The 19,718-nt window shown below is 55.5% G+C and carries 17 protein-coding genes and 1 pseudogene; 8 read left to right on the top strand and 10 right to left on the bottom strand.

What is annotated here, in order from left to right; translation table 11 throughout:
• Positions 1-5 precede the first annotated feature (5 nt).
• The 4 genes from ACI2JR_RS19250 to ACI2JR_RS19235 form a co-directional block, all read right to left on the bottom strand.
• On the bottom strand, positions 6-710 hold the full coding sequence (locus tag ACI2JR_RS19250) for a flagellar brake protein (RefSeq protein ID WP_132730551.1): 705 nt from the start codon (positions 708-710) through the stop codon (positions 6-8).
• 410 nt (positions 711-1,120) lie between these two features.
• The gene (locus tag ACI2JR_RS19245) at positions 1,121-1,987 is read right to left on the bottom strand and encodes an aldo/keto reductase family oxidoreductase (RefSeq protein WP_132730550.1); all 867 of its coding nucleotides are present in this window, start codon (positions 1,985-1,987) and stop codon (positions 1,121-1,123) included.
• 116 nt (positions 1,988-2,103) lie between these two features.
• A complete protein-coding gene (locus tag ACI2JR_RS19240; RefSeq protein ID WP_462479231.1) occupies positions 2,104-3,333 on the bottom strand; it encodes an amino acid permease in 1,230 nt (409 codons plus the stop codon).
• 135 nt (positions 3,334-3,468) lie between these two features.
• On the bottom strand, positions 3,469-3,930 hold the full coding sequence (locus ACI2JR_RS19235) for a multidrug/biocide efflux PACE transporter (RefSeq protein ID WP_132730548.1): 462 nt from the start codon (positions 3,928-3,930) through the stop codon (positions 3,469-3,471).
• 137 nt (positions 3,931-4,067) lie between these two features.
• Between ACI2JR_RS19235 and ACI2JR_RS19230 the strand changes: the two genes are divergently transcribed.
• The 3 genes from ACI2JR_RS19230 to ACI2JR_RS19220 all read left to right on the top strand — a co-directional run bounded on the left by ACI2JR_RS19230 (position 4,068) and on the right by ACI2JR_RS19220 (position 7,183).
• Positions 4,068-4,937, top strand: coding sequence for a LysR family transcriptional regulator (locus tag ACI2JR_RS19230; protein ID WP_462479230.1), 870 nt, complete (start codon positions 4,068-4,070; stop codon positions 4,935-4,937).
• A gap of 117 nt (positions 4,938-5,054) precedes the next feature.
• Positions 5,055-6,233: an acetyl-CoA C-acetyltransferase gene (locus ACI2JR_RS19225; protein WP_462479229.1), complete on the top strand. Its 1,179-nt coding sequence runs from the start codon at positions 5,055-5,057 to the stop codon at positions 6,231-6,233.
• 254 nt (positions 6,234-6,487) lie between these two features.
• Positions 6,488-7,183: an oligogalacturonate-specific porin KdgM family protein gene (locus ACI2JR_RS19220; RefSeq protein ID WP_132730545.1), complete on the top strand. Its 696-nt coding sequence runs from the start codon at positions 6,488-6,490 to the stop codon at positions 7,181-7,183.
• Between the two features lie 176 nt (positions 7,184-7,359).
• Here the strand turns inward: ACI2JR_RS19220 and ACI2JR_RS19215 are convergent, their stop codons facing one another.
• Positions 7,360-8,535: an oligogalacturonate lyase family protein gene (locus ACI2JR_RS19215; RefSeq protein WP_462479228.1), complete on the bottom strand. Its 1,176-nt coding sequence runs from the start codon at positions 8,533-8,535 to the stop codon at positions 7,360-7,362.
• A gap of 550 nt (positions 8,536-9,085) precedes the next feature.
• On the opposite strand from ACI2JR_RS19215, the gene kduD reads away from it, so the two are divergent.
• Together kduD and ACI2JR_RS19205 are read left to right on the top strand one after the other, a co-directional pair.
• Positions 9,086-9,847: a 2-dehydro-3-deoxy-D-gluconate 5-dehydrogenase KduD gene (gene kduD / locus ACI2JR_RS19210; protein ID WP_132730543.1), complete on the top strand. Its 762-nt coding sequence runs from the start codon at positions 9,086-9,088 to the stop codon at positions 9,845-9,847.
• Between the two features lie 50 nt (positions 9,848-9,897).
• Positions 9,898-10,179, top strand: a pseudogene (locus ACI2JR_RS19205) (MFS transporter); the annotation flags it as partial.
• On the opposite strand, the gene ACI2JR_RS19200 reads toward ACI2JR_RS19205, so the two are convergent.
• Positions 10,159-11,154, bottom strand: a complete 996-nt coding sequence (locus ACI2JR_RS19200) for a LacI family DNA-binding transcriptional regulator (protein ID WP_132730542.1) — start codon at positions 11,152-11,154, stop codon at positions 10,159-10,161. The pseudogene ACI2JR_RS19205 and the gene ACI2JR_RS19200 sit on opposite strands and share 21 nt — an antisense overlap.
• Positions 11,155-11,398: 244 nt before the next feature.
• Here ACI2JR_RS19200 and ACI2JR_RS19195 point away from each other — a divergent pair, with 244 nt between their 5' ends.
• The 3 genes from ACI2JR_RS19195 to ACI2JR_RS19185 all read left to right on the top strand — a co-directional run bounded on the left by ACI2JR_RS19195 (position 11,399) and on the right by ACI2JR_RS19185 (position 15,561).
• Entirely contained in the window at positions 11,399-12,640 is a 1,242-nt protein-coding gene (locus ACI2JR_RS19195) for an MFS transporter (protein WP_132730541.1), read from the top strand.
• Between the two features lie 18 nt (positions 12,641-12,658).
• On the top strand, positions 12,659-14,092 hold the full coding sequence (locus tag ACI2JR_RS19190; protein WP_462479227.1) for a glycoside hydrolase family 32 protein: 1,434 nt from the start codon (positions 12,659-12,661) through the stop codon (positions 14,090-14,092).
• Between the two features lie 125 nt (positions 14,093-14,217).
• Complete coding sequence (locus ACI2JR_RS19185; RefSeq protein WP_462479226.1) at positions 14,218-15,561, top strand: carbohydrate porin; 1,344 nt, start codon at positions 14,218-14,220, stop codon at positions 15,559-15,561.
• A 102-nt stretch (positions 15,562-15,663) separates the two neighbouring features.
• Here ACI2JR_RS19185 and ACI2JR_RS19180 read toward each other — a convergent pair whose 3' ends face one another.
• The 4 genes from ACI2JR_RS19180 to ACI2JR_RS19165 all read right to left on the bottom strand — a co-directional run.
• Positions 15,664-16,791, bottom strand: coding sequence for an oligogalacturonate lyase family protein (locus ACI2JR_RS19180; RefSeq protein ID WP_462479225.1), 1,128 nt, complete (start codon positions 16,789-16,791; stop codon positions 15,664-15,666).
• Positions 16,792-16,854: 63 nt separating this feature from the next.
• Positions 16,855-18,141 carry an ABC transporter substrate-binding protein gene (locus ACI2JR_RS19175; RefSeq protein WP_462479224.1) on the bottom strand — a complete coding sequence of 429 codons (1,287 nt, stop codon included), beginning with the start codon at positions 18,139-18,141 and terminating at the stop codon, positions 16,855-16,857.
• A gap of 16 nt (positions 18,142-18,157) precedes the next feature.
• Positions 18,158-19,285 (bottom strand): ABC transporter ATP-binding protein, encoded by a 1,128-nt coding sequence (locus ACI2JR_RS19170; protein WP_132730536.1) that lies wholly within the window; start codon positions 19,283-19,285, stop codon positions 18,158-18,160.
• 12 nt (positions 19,286-19,297) lie between these two features.
• Positions 19,298-19,718: carbohydrate ABC transporter permease (locus tag ACI2JR_RS19165; protein ID WP_462479223.1), on the bottom strand; the 421-nt coding region annotated here is incomplete at its 5' end.

Below are 19,718 nucleotides of genomic sequence, written 5' to 3'. Positions count from 1 at the left end.
AGGGATCAGACTCTCTTTTTCCGCTTCGCTTCCAGAATCAGATCGAGCACCATTTTTTCTATTCTGGTCTTATCTTCATGATGGCGAAATTTAAACTGACAGGAAACCTGGTGATAGCTTTCTCTGTTTTCACTGTCTTCGTCGAATGTCATCTCGACCACATTCTTAACCGCCAAGTCGATGGTGATTTCACCATACTCGGCCAGCGAAAGAATTGAGTTTTTGAGAATCGCATTATGGGTGAGAAACTTCAGGTTGGGATTTTTGGCTATCAGCGCGCAGCCGCCATCTGAAATGTCTTTAATATCGAAAACATAGTTTTCACCGTTCTTATGCCGGCCGTGACAAAAAAAGTCATCGCGCTGGTGTAAGCGAAACCGGGGATCGCGACGTCGTTGAACCACCTGGATACATTCAGGTAACGCAAATGAGACTTTATTACCCTGGTGCGGGTCGGTTCCGTAATTCTTCTTCAGGGATGAGCAGAACTCTATCTTTCCTGAGTCACTATGCAGAATGAATTTCAATTTATGCCCGGGAGGGATTTTGCTGTGGGTGACGAGATGGAACTCAGCAAAATCTACCCTGGTGAGTTGAGTAATGATGTTTTTGTTATTAAAGAAAATTTCTATCTCTGACTGTTTCCTGAGTTCCTCTCTGAAAATAGCAATGATCTCATACTTACTGGTCTTTATTGTTCCCTCTGTCATGTAAATTCCTTGTTGATCTATTTATTGTGTGTAGTTAATTTTTCTTATAGCAATGACAACATTCTGATTGCATTAACCAGATGTTTTTATGAGCATTTGATGTTATTAGCTATCTTTGTCGCTAAATTGATTTGTATAAACGTCGAATCAGATATTGTTTTTCCTGTAATCAAGAGTGCGAAAAATTTTGGGAAGGGCAAAAACGACAGAGGTCTCCAATAAGGAGACCTGTCAAAATAGTATAACTCAATGCTGTATATAGGGTTATTCGCAGCAGAATAGCGCAGATCAACACCCATTTGTAGGATATATAGTGCCAGCAGTATTGGGTTAATTCCAGCCAAATAATAGGAGGGCGAAGGGCTGGGCGCCCGTGTAGCCGAAATCTGCACAGGCGCCGGGGGAGGGTATCAGACGGTTAATTTATCCAGGGTAGCAATGGCCTCGGGAGAGAGCGTTAATGCGCCCGCGGCGAGGTTTTCCTGCAGATGCTGGAGCGAGGAGGTTCCGGGGATCAGCAGAATATTAGGCGAGCGTTGTAGCAGCCAGGCCAGCGCGATCTGCATCGGCGTGGCCTCCAGCGCGGCGGCAATATCGTTAAGCTCCTGCGCCTGCAGCGGGGTAAATCCCCCCAGCGGGAAGAAAGGGACATAGGCGATATTCTGCGCCGCCAGTTGGTCGATCAGCCGATCGTCCTCGCGGTTGGCGACGTTATATTGATTCTGTACGCAGACAATGGGCGTTAGTTTTTGCGCATCCGCAACCTGTCTGGCGGTGACATTACTGAGGCCAATATGGCGGATCAGGCCGCGCTCCTTGAGCTCCAGCAGCGTCGTCAGCGGGGCTTCCAGCGACCCCTCTACCGGCCCATGGGTGCCGAGCATGCTGCGCAGATTGACCACCTCCAGGACATCAAGACCCAGGTTGCGCAGGTTATCTTCCACCGCCTGAGTCAGCTCTTCGGGCGACATCGCCGGCAGCCAGTTGCCTTTTTCATCGCGGCGGGCGCTGACTTTCGTCACGATGCACAGATCGTCTGCATAGGGATGCAGCGCTTTTCGAATCAGCTGGTTGGTAATATGCGGACCGTAAAAATCGGAGGTATCAATATGGTTGACCCCCGCCTCCACCGCCGCCTGCAGTACCCGAATGGCGTTATCCGGATCGGCCGGCGGGCCGAATACGCCTGGACCTGCCAACTGCATTGCTCCATACCCCAGGCGAAAAACCTGGCGATGGCCTAATGTTGCGCTTCCGGATAATGGTACGTTGGACATAGACTCTCCGCGACTCATGGGCAAACCATAAGTGTAAACCGGTCAGCGCGTTTCGAGTGGCGGGAATATTGGCAGAACGTGCGGCGACGGTGGTAACCGCCGCCGCAGGGGCGGGGCTAGCTAAAGAACATCACCGAAACGCAGAGTAAACCGACGACCAGAGTGATGAAATTCCCCACGGAGCGGTATGGCTTCAGCGTGGGAATGGTGTACGTCGACAGCGTTGGCATGATGAACAAAATCATGGCGATCAGCGGACCGCTGATGGCGTAGATCATTGAGATGGCGTTAGGGTTAACGAAGCAGACCACGAAGGTCAGCGTCGAAACCAGCAGAATCGACATCGCGCGATTAAAGGCGCGGCTTTTACGTATGCCGATCTGACCCAGAGAGGTTTTCACGATCTCGCTGGCTCCCTCTATCACCCCGAAATAGGTGCCGAGAAACGACTTCGACATCGCCACGACCGCCACCACGATCCCGGTCACCGCCAGCCATGCCGGGGAGCCAGGCATCATTGAGAGCGCGGAGAGAATCGTCACCCCTTCATTACGCGCGTTTTCAATATAAGAAACCGGAATCGCCAGCAGGCAGCTGAAGACAAAAAACAGTACGCTGGCGCAGATAATGGTGTAAGCCACCTTCATGATTTTTTTGCATTTACCCATGGCCTGCTCACCGTATTTCTCCTGCTGATCGATAGCAAAAGTTGAAATGATCGGCGTATGGCTAAAAGCGAAAACCATCACGGGAATCGAGATCCAGATTTGGTGGAACGTATGCGGATTCAGCTGCATCTGGCTGGTGAGATGTTCCGGTTGCCAGGCGCCAATCAAATAGATCGACAGGAACAGGAAACAGGCAATCAGCGGGAACACCAGAAAACCCATCACTTTAATCGTGATACGGCGACCCATCAAAAAGATCAGATTCAGTACCAGCACAACGCCCAGGCTGAGCAGCGCGCGAGCGGTTGGCGTAATCGGCATATGCCGGGCCAGCTGTTCGGCCAGCGAGTTGGTGATCGCCACGGCGTAAATCAGCACCACCACCAGGAAGGCGAGGAAATAGAGCGCGGTGATCAGGTTGCCGACTTTCTTGCCGTAGTAGTGGTTGACTGCGCCGGTGATCCCCGTACCGGCAGCGGCTTTAGCCGAGAGGATAAACTGACTCAGCGCTTTATGCGGCCAGTAGGTTAACGGCCAGGCGACCAGGGCGGTGATGAACAGGACAATGGCGCCGGCGGATCCCAGCTGGATCGGTAAAAATAGGGTGCCAGCGCCTACGGCAGTGCCATATAAGGCAAAACTCCAAAGAGTTTCTTCTTTAGACCAAATTTTAGACATTGTGTGAATTTATCAACCGTAAAACCAAAAAAAAGGAGTGTAATTTACCACAACAATCAATGAGCCGTTGCGATACTTTAGGCTGACAAATCCGACGGGAGAGCGCCGGGCGTTGTCCCGGCGCCGCGCAATCCGTCAGCTGCGGGCGAGGATCCGCCGCTGACGATACTTCAGTACCCGTACGCGCAGCGTATCCCATACCCAGTTGAACAGCATGGTATAGGGCAGGAAAAACAGCATGAAGCCGATTTCCAGCATAAACGCCTGCATCAGCGAGACTCCGAGGATCAATGCCACGGCGGTGACCCCGATAATGATAAATCCGGATTCAAATCCGATGGCGTGCAGGGCGCGGACTTTCAGAGTACGCACCACCCGCGATACCGGCCAGAGGCGGTCAAAAATCGCGTTATAAATCAGGTTCCACACCATCGCCAGGGTGGCGAGCAGGATGCTCAACCCACCCATTTCCACCACCGAGCGCTGCATTAACCAGGCGGCGGCTGGCGCGAGAATCAAGGTGGCGAGTCCTTCGAAACTGACCGCATGGATGACACGTTCTGTCAGCGTTTTACGCTGTAAAGCGTTCTGTTGCATGGCTTACTACCTCCGAAAAGCCGTGTTCTGCCCGCGGCCAGAGCGCCACGGGGGAAGCGATTACAGGAAATTACTCCGCATTTTATGGATAAATGTGATAAACAAAAGATGGATTCCATCGATAAAGTAGATAGTTTATGCGCTATTCTCCCGAAGCCCTGACCGCGTTTGTTGAAGCCGTTGCCTGCGGTTCGTTTTCTGCCGCCGCCCGTCGGCTGCGCAAAAGCCAGTCCACCATCAGTACCGCCATCGCCAATCTTGAAGCGGATCTCGGCGTCGCGCTGTTCGATCGCGCCACCCGCCATCCCACCCTCACGCCGCAGGGAGAGCAGGTGCTGAGCTATGTCAAAGCGATCCTGGCGGCCAGCGACAGGCTGGATGAACTGGCTGTTTCGCTCTCCGACGCCACGGAGGCGCGCCTGACCTTTGTGCTGTCCGATACCCTGCATCCGGATGTGCTGGAGGATCTTCTCCAGCAGTTCGATCGTCGTTTTCCCCATACGGAGTTCGAGTGTCTGATCGGTGAAGATGAAGATGTTATCGATCTGCTACAAAAGGAACGCGCGCAGGTGGGGCTGATTGAGGCCAGAGAGAGCTATCCGACGGAGATTGGCAGCACGCGCCTGCCGCTGCAAACCGCGATGGCTATCTACGTGGCGCCTGCGCACCCGCTGGCGGCGCAGGGCCGGGTGGCCTGGGATGAGTTGCACAGCTGGCGCGAATTACGCCTGAGCACCTTTCTCGCCAGCGCGTCAGAACCCGCCACAGGGCAGGTCTGGTCGGCGCCCAACTACCTACTGCTGCTCAGCATGGCGGTGCAAGGGCTGGGGTGGTGCATTTTGCCGAGCGCGCTGGTCGACGAGTTCGCCGGCTCCGGCGCGCTGGTCGCGCTGAATATTCCCGGCTGGCCCCGGGCGATCTCTGTCGATTTATTGTGGAATAAGAAGGCGCCGCCGGGAAAAGCCGGGAGCTGGCTACGCCAGCATTTGCAGCGCCATCAGCCCTGAGCGCGGCGCAAATCTTTGTGATTTGCCTCACTTTTTTTAAACAATTGCGAAATTTTTTGATAACAATTCTCTACTATGTTGCTGTTTCTTTGCGCAGAGGCAGGGCAGAGGTAGAGGATGAAAGATGTCGTGATCGTTGGCGCGTTGCGTACCCCCATAGGCTGCTTTCAGGGAATGTTGTCGCGGCACTCGGCGGTGGAGTTGGGAAGTCTGGTGGTCAAGGCGTTAGTGGAACGTGCCGGTATTGACCCGCAAAGCGTGGATGAGGTGATCCTCGGGCAGGTATTAACCGCGGGCACCGGGCAAAACCCTGCGCGTCAATCCGCGATTCGCGGCGGGCTGCCGAATACCGTTTCCGCGATAACGATTAACGACGTGTGCGGCTCCGGGTTGAAGGCGCTGCATCTGGCGACGCAGGCGATCCAGTGTGGTGAAGCCGATGTGGTGATTGCCGGCGGACAGGAAAATATGAGCCGCGCGCCGCACGTCCTTACCGATAGCCGCACCGGCGCCCGGCTGGGCAACAGCCAGCTGATTGATAGCCTGGTTCATGATGGTCTGTGGGATGCCTTCAACGATTACCATATGGGCGTTACGGCGGAAAACCTGGCGCGGGAGTATGGCATCAGCCGCGAACTCCAGGATGCATGGGCGCTCAGTTCGCAGCATAAAGCCCGGCGGGCGATTGATTCAGGGCGCTTTCGCGATGAAATTGTCCCGGTGACGACCGAGCTGAACGGCGCGCCGCGAACGATTGATACCGATGAGCAGCCGCGGGTGGATGCCAGCGCTGAAGGGCTGGCCAGTTTACAACCGGCCTTCGATCGGCTGGGTTCGGTGACCGCCGGCAATGCTTCAAGCATCAATGACGGCGCGGCGGCGGTGATGATGATGAGCGAAGCGAAAGCGCTGGAGCTCGGTCTGCCGATCCTCGCGCGGATCCGCGCATTTGCCAGCGTCGGCGTCGACCCGGCGCTGATGGGCATCGCGCCGGTACACGCCACGCGTCGCTGTCTGGAGAGGGCGGGATGGCGGCTGGATGAAGTCGACCTGATCGAAGCCAATGAGGCGTTTGCCGCCCAGGCGATTTCAGTGGGAAGAGTACTGGAATGGGATGAGCGTCGGGTCAATGTCAACGGCGGGGCGATTGCGCTGGGCCACCCCATCGGCGCTTCCGGCTGCCGTATTCTGGTCTCGCTGGTCCATGAGATGATTAAACGTGATGCCCGTAAAGGGCTGGCCACGCTGTGCATCGGCGGCGGCCAGGGCGTTGCGCTGGCGGTGGAACGCGCATAATCCTCGTCTACACTTCTGTTCTTCCAGGCCTCCGTCCGGAGGCTTTTTTATTGCCGTTTGTCTTGCCGGCTGTGACCGAATTCCGCGAAAACAGCGCCGCGAAGGCCTTTTTTGTTGAGCCTGGTCACGTCCTGCTGTGCCATGTTTTTTGAAACAAATAATTACGATCTCGATCACTAAAACGCGGGTGCTTAAAAAATAAAATGCAGTTTCATAAAATAGAAACATAATTTTAATTTTTAAAGGGGTACCCTATGTTTGCGAGATCTCTGGTCCTTGCTGCTCTCTGTGCCGCAACCTTTTCTGCTTCCGCTGTGACCGTCGATTTGCGTCATGAATTCATTGATGGTGGAAAAAGCGATAAGACCAACGCCGACCGCGTTTCTGTCTCCCACCGCTTTGCCAACGGCTTAGGTTTCTCCGTTGAGGCGAAGTGGAAGTCGGGAGGCGAGAATACTGACCAGCCTTATGCCGATTTCGTCGGCAGCGGTCATGAAGAGACCATTAGCTGGCGCTGGAAAGCGGCGCAGAACTTCTTTGTCACGCCTGGTTTCAATATTGAAAGTAACGACAGTCGTTCGATTTATAAGCCCAATCTGCACGTGCAATACAGTTTTGATAACGGCTTCTATCTCGCCGCTCGTTATCGTTATGAATACACGCGCTATCCGGCAAACGCCGGTAAAGACGACGATAAAGTGAACCGCGGCGATGCGTGGGCCGGCTTTGTTCTGGGCGACTGGCGTACCGAGCTTAACTACGTTTATGCCCGCAGTAGTGAAGGCGTGGCTCGCAATGACAACAAGCCGTACTCCCAGGAATATAATGTCAAAGTGGCCTATAAGCTGGATAAAAACTGGTCGCCTTATGGTGAGATTGGTAACGTTGGCGTGAACGATCGCAGCGATCGCCAGACCCGCTTCCGCGTCGGCGTGGCCTACTCTTTCTAAGCGCAGACAATTTTGCTGATTGCCCCGGAGCCGTTAGCCGGGGCTTGTTGTTTTTGTTGCCTGCCGGCGATGGCGGTTAGCAGAGCCGGCAGGCGGTAATGAAGCAAAAAAAGCCCTCCGTGAAGGAGGGCAAGGCCAGTGACAGAAACACTCACTCAAAAGGGGGGAAGCTCACTTTATGCCGGCAACATCACCGGTTGCTCCGGCAGCTTCGCAATATAGATAGCCGGCTTCCCGTCTTTATCCGAGCTGAACAGAATGGCGCTATCGTCCGGCGTAAAGGACGGGTGCGGATGGGTCACCTGGCGACTGTTGGCGACCGTGGCCCAGGAGGTATCATGGCGGGCTACGCGGCAGTAAGCCTGCTTCGCCACGTCGAAAACATACAGATAGGGGTCGTTATCAATGGTGTAACCGCTGGTATCGTTCACGTCGACCGGCGTCCCTGAACCGTCGCCAACCAGCAGCGTGCCGTCGAAATTACTCATCAGATGGGAACAGGCGGGCATCTGCATCAGCGCGGTGTTGACGCCGCTATCCGGGTTGAAGCGATAAATCGTCCGCCCCTGCTGGCCCTTCAAATAAGAGACATATATCAACGCCGAGCCGTCCGGAACCCAGAACTCGTGAGTACAGCTTTCACCCTCGGCGTGCGCTTTGACTTTACGCACGTTGCTGCCGTCTTCATTGACCAGCCACATGCGGGCGTCGACCAGATCGTGCGGCCCCTCATGGCAGAAGGCGACGGTATTGTCGTCGAAAGGTCGATAGATGGGATGGCCCAGCCAGTTCTTCTCTTCATGGATAACGCGGCTTTCACCGCTTTGCAGATCGACGCGGAGCAGGCGGCAGTGGGGGCCTTTATGGAAGAAGTCGTGGAATATTTGCCAGTCATTGAGCGGGGTCCAGTCGCTTTTTGCAATCTCGATGCCCACCAGCTGGCTGCACTCGCTGTTGGCGACCCAGGTGCCATAGCCGACCCACTGGTCAGCGACGCGATAGACTTCACGTTCCTGCAGGGTGGTGAGGTTCACTTCCCGCAGCGAGCGATCGTTTTTCACGTAATAGAGCGAAGCATCATCCGGCGAGAGAAAACCGCCGAAGGTATTATCGCCCGCCCCTTCCGTGAGCTGGATGGCCTCGGCTTTGGCGATATCTAACAGGTAGTAGTTCCAGTGGCCGTCGAACTCACCGGCAAATAACAGATGGCTGCCATCATTGAAAAAACATTTTTGATAGAAGTAGTTACGATGACAGGTTACTTCCGGAGGGGTTAAGCGGGTGATTTCCGCGCCGGTATCCGGATCGCGACTGACCTCATAGTTCAATGTTACCCGCATGCCTTTAGCCATGATGTGCTCCTTTTCCTTCCTGCGATGTCGCCTGCCTGGAGGGGACGTTTAGCCAGATGAAGTTGATTTAAAAGATGAGTGTCAATTTATCAAAACGACGTTTCATTATTTGTGATGGTGGGCGCAATTCGCCATAAAACCTTGCCCTGGATCGCAGTTTGCAGCCTCAGCGGGTGCCGATGTTCAGGTGAACTTTGTTTTTATGTTCGCTTTTTGCATTACGCTGTCGTTTTTCAAAGATCATTTAATTTGTTGTATTTTAATATATTTATTGGGTTTTCTCTCTCGGTGGATGCGCCGCTTCGTGATCCGTTTTGCATTTCTGGCAATTAGATGCTGAAAAGATGAAACATCGTTTTAATAAAAATTGAAAAGCGCTTTTTCCAGGTTTAAGATGTTCACGCCATTAAAACAAAACTATGTTTTATTTTTTTTGTGATGGGTAGCACCCGGAGCGTTTTCCCTGGTGTCAGAAGCCGTGCGGGTTGCGGATCGGACAAATAGAACCTTGCCTGTGTTGTACGGGCTCTGAAAGATTAAGGAACAAAGTATGATACTCGATGCATTCTCCCTACAGGGTAAAGTGGCGGTGGTGACCGGCTGCGACACCGGACTGGGCCAGGGTATGGCGGTTGGTCTGGCGCAAGCGGGCTGCGATATTGTCGGTATTAATATTGTCGAACCGGCGGAAACCATTGAGCGCGTCACCGCGCTGGGCCGCCGTTTTCTGAGCCTGACGGCCGATTTGCGCCACATTGATGGCATTGCGCAGCTGCTGGAGCGCGCGGTGGCTGAGTTCGGCCATATTGACATTCTGGTCAACAATGCCGGCCTGATTCGTCGCCAGGACGCCCTGGAATTCAGCGAGAAAGACTGGGACGACGTGATGGATCTGAACATCAAAAGCGTGTTCTTTATGTCTCAGGCGGCGGCGAAACATTTTATTGCTCAGGGCAACGGCGGCAAAATCATTAACATCGCGTCCATGCTCTCTTTCCAGGGCGGCATCCGCGTACCGTCCTATACCGCCTCAAAAAGCGGCGTGATGGGGGTGACTCGCCTGCTGGCGAATGAGTGGGCGAAGCACAACATCAACGTCAACGCTATCGCTCCGGGCTACATGGCGACCAACAACACCCAGCAGCTGCGCGCCGACGAACAGCGTAGCGCTGAAATTCTCGACCGTATCCCGGCGGGGCGTTGGGGTTTGCCGGACGATCTAATGGGGCCGGTGGTGTTCCTCTCCTCCCGCGCGTCGGATTACATTAACGGCTATACCGTGGCGGTGGATGGCGGCTGGCTGGCGCGCTAAGGCCGATGCAGACGGACAACAAACCCTGCTTTGACGGCAGGGTTTTTTATTGGCGGCTTTGCCCCGCGCCGGCGGTGTGGAGCCTGTACTCAGAAATTCAGCCGCGGAAATGCCGCGATTTTGGCATCACCTGTTCAACCGCCAGCAACCGGGGGGCGAACATGATTATCGGGCGACTTTCCTGACGCTGCTCGATACGATTGGCGCAGCGGGAACCTTCCGGCTGATCCCGGAAACCAAAAAGCGTCACGCTTGAGCATATCGAACGTAAGCTGATGTCCGGTGAAAAGCTGCGCAACATCGGCAATGAATTACAGCGACTCTCTGGGTAGCCACGGGCTGGCAATACGCACCGTGTCCCGATGGCTATCGCCGTTAATGATATGCAGGGCGCTCAGGCGCCCGATGTCGTAATGGGGTAGCTGAACCGTCGACAGCGGCGGTACAAACAGATCGCCAATCCCGACCATATTATCGTAACCCACCACCGCCACGTCCTGTGGAATGCGCAACCCCTGCGCCAGTAGCGTTTGATAGACCATAAACGCGATACGATCGTTGCCGCAGATGACCGAATCAAACCGAGGTTTACCGCGGTCGATATTGGCCAGCACCATGGCGGGCATATCACGATAGTGCTGATCGCCATATTCCATATAGCCATGTTCGAGGGTGTCCGGGTTGATACCGGCTTCCCGACAGGCGCGTTCCAGCCCCCTGCGGCGACGGACGGTCGCAAGATGGTTGGCCGGAAGATGCAAACAGAGCGGGCGACGGTAGCCCGCCGCGAGCAGAGCCTGCACGGCGGTGTACTGACCCTGTTCATCATCCGGAATATAGCTGGCGACCGGATCGTTGAGGCTTTCGCAGTTGGCGAGCACACAGGGGAGCGTTAACAGCTTGGCCGGCAGCGGCACCTGACGCAGCCCCATGGTGGTGTAGATAATGCCGTCAGGACGGTGCGAGAGCAGCAGGTCGACAATGGTTTCCGGGCTATCATCGGAAAACATGTTCACCACGAAGCTGTTCCAGCCGTGCGCGCGTGCGGTCTCTTCGATAGAGAGAGTGATTTCCACCGAGAACGGGGTGGTGACGGTATCCAGAGCCAGCACGCCAATGGTATTCGGCGTAGCGTGAGCGCCGCGGATCTTCTTGGCTGACAGGTCGGGGACGTAGTTGGTCTGTTCGATGGCTGACTGAACGCGGGCCAGGGTCTCTGGTTTCAGGCGCTCGGGGCTGTTCAGGGCCCGTGAAACCGTCATCAGAGAGACGTTTGCCAGTTTTGCCACATCTTTCAAGGATGCCATATTTGATACTCCACCGTTGCCACCATGCAACAGGCTATACAACTAAGTCGCTGATGTAAAAGGATCATACGATATTCTATCCCAGGCCGGGCGATCGCAGTGGAGAGGAATATTTGATCGCGATCTCATCTCTGTTATGTTAACGTTAACTTTTGTGATTAACATCATGTATCTCAGCAAAACGACATGATTTCGGTTTTTTGTTAACGTTACCATGCGTTCATTACTCCTACACGAGAATGTCATGATGAAAGCCCATCACTCTCACAGCTACCCGCTACTCAGTGCCTTACTGTTTTTCTTTTTCGTGACCTGGTCCGCTTCCGGATCGTTGCTCTCTATCTGGTTGCACCAGGAAGTGGGGCTGAAACCGGGAGATACCGGGATCATCTATTCCGTGCTTTCCGTTTCCGCGCTGTTTGCCCAAATCTGTTACGGTTTTATCCAGGACAAACTCGGGCTGCGTAAAAATCTGCTGTGGTATATCACCGCGCTGCTGATTCTCTCGGGGCCAGCCTATCTGCTGTTTGGCTACCTGCTGAAAATTAACGTTCTGCTGGGCAGCATCTTCGGTGGGATCTATATCGGCTTAACCTTTAACGGCGGTATCGGCGTGCTCGAGTCCTATACCGAGCGCGTGGCGCGCCAGAGTCAGTTTGAGTTTGGCAAAGCGCGCATGTGGGGATCGCTCGGTTGGGCGGTGGCGACCTTCTTTGCCGGACTGCTGTTTAACATCAACCCGCAACTCAACTTTGCGGTCGCCAGCTGCTCCGGACTGGTGTTCTTTATTCTCCTGGCGCGGCTGCGGGTCTCTTCCGCGCCGCAGGCCATGCAGGAGGCGATATCGGGCGGCAAAGTGACGCTGGAAGACGCTCTGCGTCTGCTGACCCTGCCTCGCTTCTGGGCGCTGGTATTTTTCGTGGTCGGGACCTGTATTTACGGCGTCTACGACCAGCAGTTCCCGGTCTATTTCTCGTCCCAGTTCGCGACCCTGCAGGAAGGCAACGCGATGTATGGCTACCTGAACTCGTTCCAGGTATTCCTTGAGGCCGCCGGGATGTTCTGCGCGCCGTGGCTGGTGAACCGCATCGGAGCGAAAAACGGCCTGATTTTCGCCGGGATGGTGATGGCGTTGCGTATGGTGGCCTCCGGCCTGGTGGAAGGGCCGCTGCTGATCTCCATTACCAAGCTGCTGCACGCGGTGGAGCTGCCGGTGCTGCTGGTCGCAATCTTTAAATACAACAGCGCCAACTTCGACAAACGACTCTCCTCCACGCTGTATCTGGTGGGCTTTGCCTGCACCAGCTCGGTGATTGCCACGGTGCTGTCGCCGCTGGCGGGCTATAGCTATGAGAAATACGGTTTCGCCCAGTCCTATTTGATTATGGGGCTGCTGGTGTTCTGCACCACCTTTATCTCCATCTTCTTGTTGCGATCCAGTAAGTCATCCGCCGAGCCGCGAATGCCGCAACCAACTGCTATCTGATTGAAAAGAGTGAAGAATATGATGTACTCAATTGCCAATGCTGAACAAGAACTGCAGGCTAAATGCGAGGCGCTGAACCCGCGCTGGTATCCACGCTACCACCTCGCCGCCCGTGCGGGCTGGATCAACGATCCCAATGGCCTGGTGTGGTTTGACGGCTGGTATCACGCTTTCTACCAGCATCATCCGTACTCCACGCAGTGGGGCCCGATGCACTGGGGCCACGCCCGCAGCAAGGATTTAGTCCACTGGGAACATCTGCCGGTCGCGCTGGCCCCGGAAGGGCCAGAGGATAAAGACGGCTGCTTCTCCGGCTCCGCGGTGGTGGACGGTGATACCCTGGCGCTGATTTATACCGGACATAAATTCCACGGTGACGCCAGCCATGAAGAGAATTTGTATCAGGTGCAGTGTCTGGCCACCAGTCGCGACGGTATTCACTTTGAGCGTCAGGGGATGGTACTGGATACGCCGCCGGGGCTGCATCACTTCCGCGATCCGAAGGTGTGGCGCGTCGGCGACAGCTGGTACATGATCGTCGGCGCCCGCGTGGGCGATACCGGTCAGGTGCGTCTGTACCGCTCGGACGATCTGCGTCAGTGGCATGAGGAAGGGGTCCTCGACGAAGCGGAAGAGAAGATGGGCTATATGTGGGAATGCCCGGACTTCTTCACCCTCGGCGATAAGCACGTGCTGATGTTCTCTCCGCAGGGACTGGCGGCGCAGGGCTACGAGAACCGTAATTTATTCCAGAGCGGCTACCTGCTCGGCGACTGGCAGTCCGGGCAGCGCTTTGCACGTGAAGGTCAGTTTGTCGAAATGGACCACGGGCATGACTTTTATGCTCCGCAAAGCTTCGAAACGCCCGATGGCCGCCGTATCGTCATCGGCTGGCTGGATATGTGGGAATCACCGATGCCGGAACAGCAGGACGGCTGGGCAGGAATGCTCTCTCTCCCGCGTGAGCTGAGCCTGAGTGAGGACAACCGCCTGCAGATGCGCCCGGCGAAAGAGGTGGAGTGTCTGCGTCGCGCCTGGTTCCCGTGGCCGGTCAGCACCGTGAAAAATCAGCAGTCGCTGATGGTGGAAAACTGCGAAGCGATGGAGGTTATCCTGCACTGGGATTGCGCCAACAGCACCGCCGAACAATATGGACTGAGCTTTGGCGACGGCCTGCGTGTCTACGTTGACGCCCAGATGCAGCGTCTGGTGCTCGAACGCCACTATCCGCAGTACGGCCTGTGCGGCGTACGCAGCGTACCGCTCACCGCCGCTTCGCCGCTGAAACTGCGCCTGTTCTTTGATAGCTCCTCGGTTGAGGTCTTTGTCAATGATGGCGAGGCCTGCCTGAGTAGCCGTATTTATCCGGACGCTACCCGCCGGGAATTATCATTATTTGCCTGGAGCGGTACCGCATTATTATCTGAGGGCGGCGCCTGGCAGTTAGAATAAATAAACTGAATGTTGTTAATAACCCGTCCGCGGCGACGGGCGGGTTATTATTGTCATCGTCGTCGCCGGTTTTTATCCATAAATAAAAAACTTCATTTAATTAAATAATAAGAAAGGGTTTACCGATGAAAAAGATCTGGGTCGGATGTTTGCTGACGTCTTTATTTACCCCCGTGGCTAATGCGCAGGAGTCGCTTTCGCTGGAAGCGCGGCTGGCGCAGATGGAGCAACGCCTGAAGGCGACGGAGCAAAGGGCTGCCAGCGCGGAGGCGGAGATTCGTGCGCTGAAGCAGCCTGCCGCCGTGCCGGTAACGGCAAGCGCGGCGCCGGTGAAACCGACATTACAGTTGAATGATTATGGCGAATTAAAATTCTATGGCGACGTTGAGTTTAATATGGATGGCGCCAGCCGCACCGGCAGCCTGACGTCGGTAAAAACCACTGCGAATAAAAACTGGGCGCCGGGGAATAAAGAACGCTGGGATATTAACGGACGTATTCTGCTGGGCTTTGATGGCCTGCGTAAAGGCGCTGACGGGAAATATTCCGGCTTCAGCGTACAGCCGCTGGCGGATATGACCGGGAAAATGAATCTCGATGATGCGGTATTCTTTTTTGGCCGCGAAGATGACTGGAAAATTAAAGTGGGGCGCTTTGAAGCCTATGATATGTTCCCGCTTAATCAGGACACCTTTATTGAGTATTCCGGTAATACGGCCAACGATCTGTACAGCGACGGCTACGGCTATATCTATATGATGAAAGAGGGACGCGGGCGTAGCAGCAGCGGCGGCAACTTCCTGCTCAGCAAAACGCTGGATAACTGGTACTTTGAGCTGAATACGCTGGTGGAGGACGGCAGTTCGCTGTTCGTCAACCGCAGCTATCACGGCAACGCGCTGGATAATCGCAAAAACGTCGCCTATGTTCGCCCGGTCGTGGCCTGGCAGTCCGGCGCCTGGTCGGTGGCGGCCGCGGCGGAGAGCAACCTGGTGAATAACGCCTACGGTTATGACAAGCAAAATGGCGGCTGGGTCGATCGGTCCAGCCGTACCGGTTATGGGATGACCATGAGCTGGAATACGCTGAAAACCGATGCCGAAAATGGGGCGGTGGTGAATCTGAGCACCGCCTATCTCGACGCGGCGGATGAAAAAGATTTCAGCGCCGGTATCAATGCGTTATGGCATCGCGTTGAGCTGGGCTATATCTATGCGCATAACAAAATCGACCAGTTCAATATGTCCGGGGTGAGCGGGGAATGCGACGGCGACTGCGCGATTCTGGCGCCGGGACGCTATAACATCCATACCATTCATACCTCCTGGCAGTTGCCGAACATCATGGATATGCCGAACTTTAATATCTACCTCGGGGCCTATGCCTCCTGGCTGGACTCTTCGGCGGCGAAAACCGGCAATACGGATGACCGCTACGGCGCCCGGGTGCGGTTTAAATATTTCTTCTGACAGGGATCCCGGGCGGCGGCGTAAACGCCTCGCCCGGGCTACCGGATCGCAGACGGCGGTAGCCCGGCTAAGCAGCGCGCGAGCCGGGACGTTGCCGAATCACTACACCTCCGCCAGATACAGCGCCGGCATACCCTCTTTATCGGAGGTAAACAGCACCCAGCGTTCATCCGGCGAAAAGGACGGATGCGGATGCGTCACCTGACGATCGCCGTCGAGCACTTTCCAGGTCGAGTCATGGCGGCAAATCGCTTTTTGCTCGCCCGAGCGAATATCAAATACCCAGATAAACGGGTCGTTTAGCCGAATCTCGCCGGTGTTATGCGGCGAACCGTCGCCGACAATCAGCGAACCATCGTGGTTACTCATCAGGTGTGAGCAGGGAGGAATCGCCATCAGCTGGCGGTTTTCCAGCGTTTGCGGAGCGGCGCGATACAGATAGCGCTGCGGATCGTTTTCCCGATGGGCGACATAGTAAAGCGCGGACCCATCCGGCACCCAGAACTCATGGGTGAAGCTTTCTCCCGGCCGATGCTGGCGAACGTTGCGCAGGTGGCTGCCGTCGGGGTTGATCAGCCACATTCTGGCATCGATCGCATCGCGCGGTCCTTCATGGCAGAAGGCGATAGTCTGGTCGTCAAACGGGCGATAGAGCGGGTGGCCCAGCCAGCGTTTTTCCTGCAGAACCACCGAGCGTGCCCCGCTGCGCAGGTCGATATTGATCAGCCGACACTCAGGATGGGTAAAATAAAAGGCGCGGAACTTGCTCCAGTCGGTCAGCGGCTGCCAGTCGCTTTTTTTGATCTCAATGCCCACCAGTTTGCGGCAATCGCTGGTGGCGACCCAGGTGCCATACGCGACCCACTCATCATCCACTTCGTAGATGACCTGTTCCTCCAGCGTCGCCAGTTCCACCCGGCGTAGCTGGTGGTTATTTTTGACGTACCACAGCGCGCGGTCATCATCGGATAAAAAACCGCCGAAGGTATTATCCCCCGGGCCATCGGTCAGCTGCGTGGCCTGTTGGGCGGCGAGATCCAGCAGGTAGTAGTTCCAGTGGCCTTCAAATCCGCCGCCGAAAATCAGTCGACCGCCGTCGCGGGTGAAGCATTTCTGGTAGAAGTAGTTGCGGTGACAGACAACGTGCGGCGGCGTCATCCGCATCACCCGATGTCCGGTTTCGCTGTCTTCCGTCGTGCGGAAATCCAACGGGATAATCTTGCCCTTCATGGCTCACTCCTGACAAAGAATACCCCGCAGCCGGCGCTGCGGGGCAGGGGAGATGGCAAACACTTAGCGCATGGCGCGCCGTAAAATGCGGTCAGACTGACGCTGGAAGTCCATCGCCGTTTCTTCAACGCTTTTTTGCCCGTAGTCGATGTATTGCAGCGAGGTGCCGAACTGGGCGACGATCTGCGGATCGTCGAAGTAAGGCGAAACCGGGAGTTTGGCTGGCAGCGACTGCGCCAGTTTCAGCCCGGATACCGCCGGATCGTCGGTTTTGATCGTTCCGTTTTCGGTCAGATATTGCACCGCCACTTTGCTGAGCGGCACGCCGCGCTCAAGGCCCAGGGTATCGACCCCCTCTTTGCTGTTCAGCAGGAAATTAATGACCTTCGCCGCCGCTTCCGGGTTTTTGGTCGATTTGCCGATCGAGAGCATCTGCGCCGGTTTGAAGAACAGACCGGCATCGGTGGCGCCCGGCAGCATCGGGTAGTCGCCCAGCGCCAGCTTCGCCGGCGGCTTCAGGTTATCGGAATATTTGTTAATGGTGGAGTTCCACATATAGGTTCCCGCCCACTCCCCCTGAATCCACGGCTTCATTTCATACATATTGCTCTTGCCGAAGGAGGCATAGTATTTGGTGTCCGGCATCACGTGGCTATCGATCAGCTTTTTATACATCTGGAAGAACTCGACCCACTGCTCTTTGCTGTAGGAGAATTTCTTCGTTTTCTCGTCGATAGCCGGCTGGTTGTACTTCTGAATCATGTAGGAGTTCAGCAGCGCCAGCGTATCCTGATGCTCCAGCACCACCGGATAGTATTGTTTCCCCAGCTTGCTCTCGAAGGTTTTACCTGCCGCCATCAGCGCGTCCCACGTTTTCGGGAATGCCACGCCGGCTTTTTTCCAGGTTTCATCGTTAAAGTAGAACACCCGGGCGGTGACGGAAATCGGGATACCGTTGAGTTTGCCGTTCACCGTCGTTGACTGCAGCTCTTTGGCATCGAACTGGCTGAGGTCGATGACATCCTTCATCTTATTCAGGTCGTAGAAGCCTTCGCCGTTTTTCGAGAAGATCGGCAGCCAGTTCCAGTTAGTCTGCATCACATCCGGCTCGGTGCCCCCGGCGATTTGGGTGGTCAGACGCGAGAGGTGGCCGTCCCAGCCGGTGTATTCGGCTTTGACATTAATGTCCGGATGCTGTGTGTGAAACTCTTCCAGCGCCTTCAGGGTGACCTGGTGGCGGCCGTTGCCGCCCCACCAGGACATGCGTAGATCGACATCCTTTGCCAGGGAAGGTAACGCGGTAAGGCCCAGAGTGGCGGAGATTGTGGCGCTTAAAAGCACTTTTTTCATTTTAATACTCCAGTGATTACAGAGAGATGTTCTGTTCGGTGGCGGCATCAAAGAGATGGCACTTATTCATGTCGAATTTGAACCACACCCGGCGATGAAGCCCTTTTGCAATCATCGGCTTCACTTCGTCGGAAGGGACGCGGGCGGTTAGCTCATAGTCGGCGACTTTCAGGTAGACGAAGAACTCGTGACCCATATTTTCGACCCGCACCATCTCGCCTGAGCAGCCGCCTTCGGCGAACGGTTCATCGGCAATGGCGACAAACTCCGGGCGGATGCCGTAGAACAGCGACGGATTTTTATAACCGCTGACTTTATCCTGCAGCGCATCGCTTAACGGCAGCAGCTCATCGCCGATGGTCAGGTGCAGACGGCCCGCGCGCTCAACCAGCGTGCTGGGGCGAATGTTCATCTCCGGCGCGCCGATAAAGCCGGCCACGAACATGTTTTTCGGTTTGTGGTACAGATTATCCGGGGTATCTACCTGCATGATGTGACCCAGTTTCATCACGCAGATGCGATCGCCCATGGTCATCGCTTCGGTCTGATCGTGGGTGACATAAACGGTGGTGGCCGGTTTGCCGGATTTCTTCAGCTGCTTGTGCAAATCGGAAATGCGGATACGCATCGACGCGCGCAGCTTGGCATCAAGGTTGGAAAGCGGCTCGTCAAACAGGAAGACGTCCGGCTTTTTGACGATGGCGCGCCCGACGGCGACGCGCTGGGCCTGTCCGCCGGACAGCTGGCGCGGCAGGCGGTCGAGGAGCTCCTCCAGTTCGAGTATTTTGGCCGCTTCATTGACCTGGCTGGCAATGTGTTCTTTCGGCAACTTGCTCAGCTTGAGGCCAAAGGCCAGGTTCTCACGCACCGTCATGTGCGGATAGAGCGCATAGTTCTGGAACACCATCGCAATCCCACGCGCTTTTGGCGCGAGGTTGTTGACGATTTTTTCGCCGATGCGCACTTCGCCGCCGCTGATGGTCTCCAGCCCGGCCAGCATTCGCAGGGTGGTGGATTTGGCGCAGCCGGATGGCCCGACGATCACCATAAACTCGCCATCGGCGATTTTCAGGTCGATAGCATGTACCGCTTTGAAGCCGTTGGAGTAAACCTTTTCCAGTTTGTTGAAAATAACTTCAGCCATGATATTTCCCTCTTAACCTTTAATTCCGCTGCTGGTTACGCCCTGTACGAAGTAGCGTTGTGCCAGGAAGAAGACGATGATGGACGGCAGAATGGAGATACTCGCCATTGCCAGAATTTCGTTCCACGGAGCGCCTTCCGTGACGTCGATGGACATTTTCAGCGCTAGCGCGATCGGATACTTATCGACGCTGTAGACGTAAATCAGCGGACCGATAAAGTCGTTCATCGACCACATAAACTGGAACAGCGCGACGGAGATAATTGCCGGTTTCAGAATCGGCACCACCACGTACCACAGCACCTGGATGGAGTTGCAGCCGTCAATCTGCGCCGCTTCTTCCATATCGCGCGGGACGCCGCGCAGGAACTGAATCAGCATGAAGACGAAGAACCCCTGGGAGGCGAAGGCCAGCGGCAGCAACAGCGGCAGA

It is taken from the genome of Klebsiella sp. NPDC088457, from assembly GCF_044900465.1.
Classification (GTDB): Bacteria; Pseudomonadota; Gammaproteobacteria; order Enterobacterales; family Enterobacteriaceae; genus Klebsiella.
The sequence above is the reverse complement of the archived record's forward strand: the minus strand, read 5'-3'. Positions and strand labels throughout refer to the sequence as shown.

Excerpts from the sequence above, each read along its gene's own strand:
- ACI2JR_RS19245 (WP_132730550.1), bottom strand. The coding sequence starts at position 1,987 with ATGTCCAACGTACCATTATCCGGAAGCGCAACATTAGGCCATCGCCAG.
- ACI2JR_RS19175 (WP_462479224.1), bottom strand. The coding sequence starts at position 18,141 with ATGAAAAAAGTGCTTTTAAGCGCCACAATCTCCGCCACTCTGGGCCTT.
- ACI2JR_RS19195 (WP_132730541.1), top strand. The coding sequence starts at position 11,399 with ATGATGAAAGCCCATCACTCTCACAGCTACCCGCTACTCAGTGCCTTA.
- ACI2JR_RS19180 (WP_462479225.1), bottom strand. The coding sequence starts at position 16,791 with ATGAAGGGCAAGATTATCCCGTTGGATTTCCGCACGACGGAAGACAGC.
- kduD (WP_132730543.1), top strand. The coding sequence starts at position 9,086 with ATGATACTCGATGCATTCTCCCTACAGGGTAAAGTGGCGGTGGTGACC.
- ACI2JR_RS19215 (WP_462479228.1), bottom strand. The coding sequence starts at position 8,535 with ATGGCTAAAGGCATGCGGGTAACATTGAACTATGAGGTCAGTCGCGAT.
- ACI2JR_RS19250 (WP_132730551.1), bottom strand. The coding sequence starts at position 710 with ATGACAGAGGGAACAATAAAGACCAGTAAGTATGAGATCATTGCTATT.
- ACI2JR_RS19240 (WP_462479231.1), bottom strand. The coding sequence starts at position 3,333 with ATGTCTAAAATTTGGTCTAAAGAAGAAACTCTTTGGAGTTTTGCCTTA.
- ACI2JR_RS19200 (WP_132730542.1), bottom strand. The coding sequence starts at position 11,154 with ATGGCATCCTTGAAAGATGTGGCAAAACTGGCAAACGTCTCTCTGATG.
- ACI2JR_RS19220 (WP_132730545.1), top strand. The coding sequence starts at position 6,488 with ATGTTTGCGAGATCTCTGGTCCTTGCTGCTCTCTGTGCCGCAACCTTT.
- ACI2JR_RS19185 (WP_462479226.1), top strand. The coding sequence starts at position 14,218 with ATGAAAAAGATCTGGGTCGGATGTTTGCTGACGTCTTTATTTACCCCC.
- ACI2JR_RS19225 (WP_462479229.1), top strand. The coding sequence starts at position 5,055 with ATGAAAGATGTCGTGATCGTTGGCGCGTTGCGTACCCCCATAGGCTGC.
- ACI2JR_RS19190 (WP_462479227.1), top strand. The coding sequence starts at position 12,659 with ATGATGTACTCAATTGCCAATGCTGAACAAGAACTGCAGGCTAAATGC.
- ACI2JR_RS19230 (WP_462479230.1), top strand. The coding sequence starts at position 4,068 with ATGCGCTATTCTCCCGAAGCCCTGACCGCGTTTGTTGAAGCCGTTGCC.
- ACI2JR_RS19235 (WP_132730548.1), bottom strand. The coding sequence starts at position 3,930 with ATGCAACAGAACGCTTTACAGCGTAAAACGCTGACAGAACGTGTCATC.
- ACI2JR_RS19170 (WP_132730536.1), bottom strand. The coding sequence starts at position 19,285 with ATGGCTGAAGTTATTTTCAACAAACTGGAAAAGGTTTACTCCAACGGC.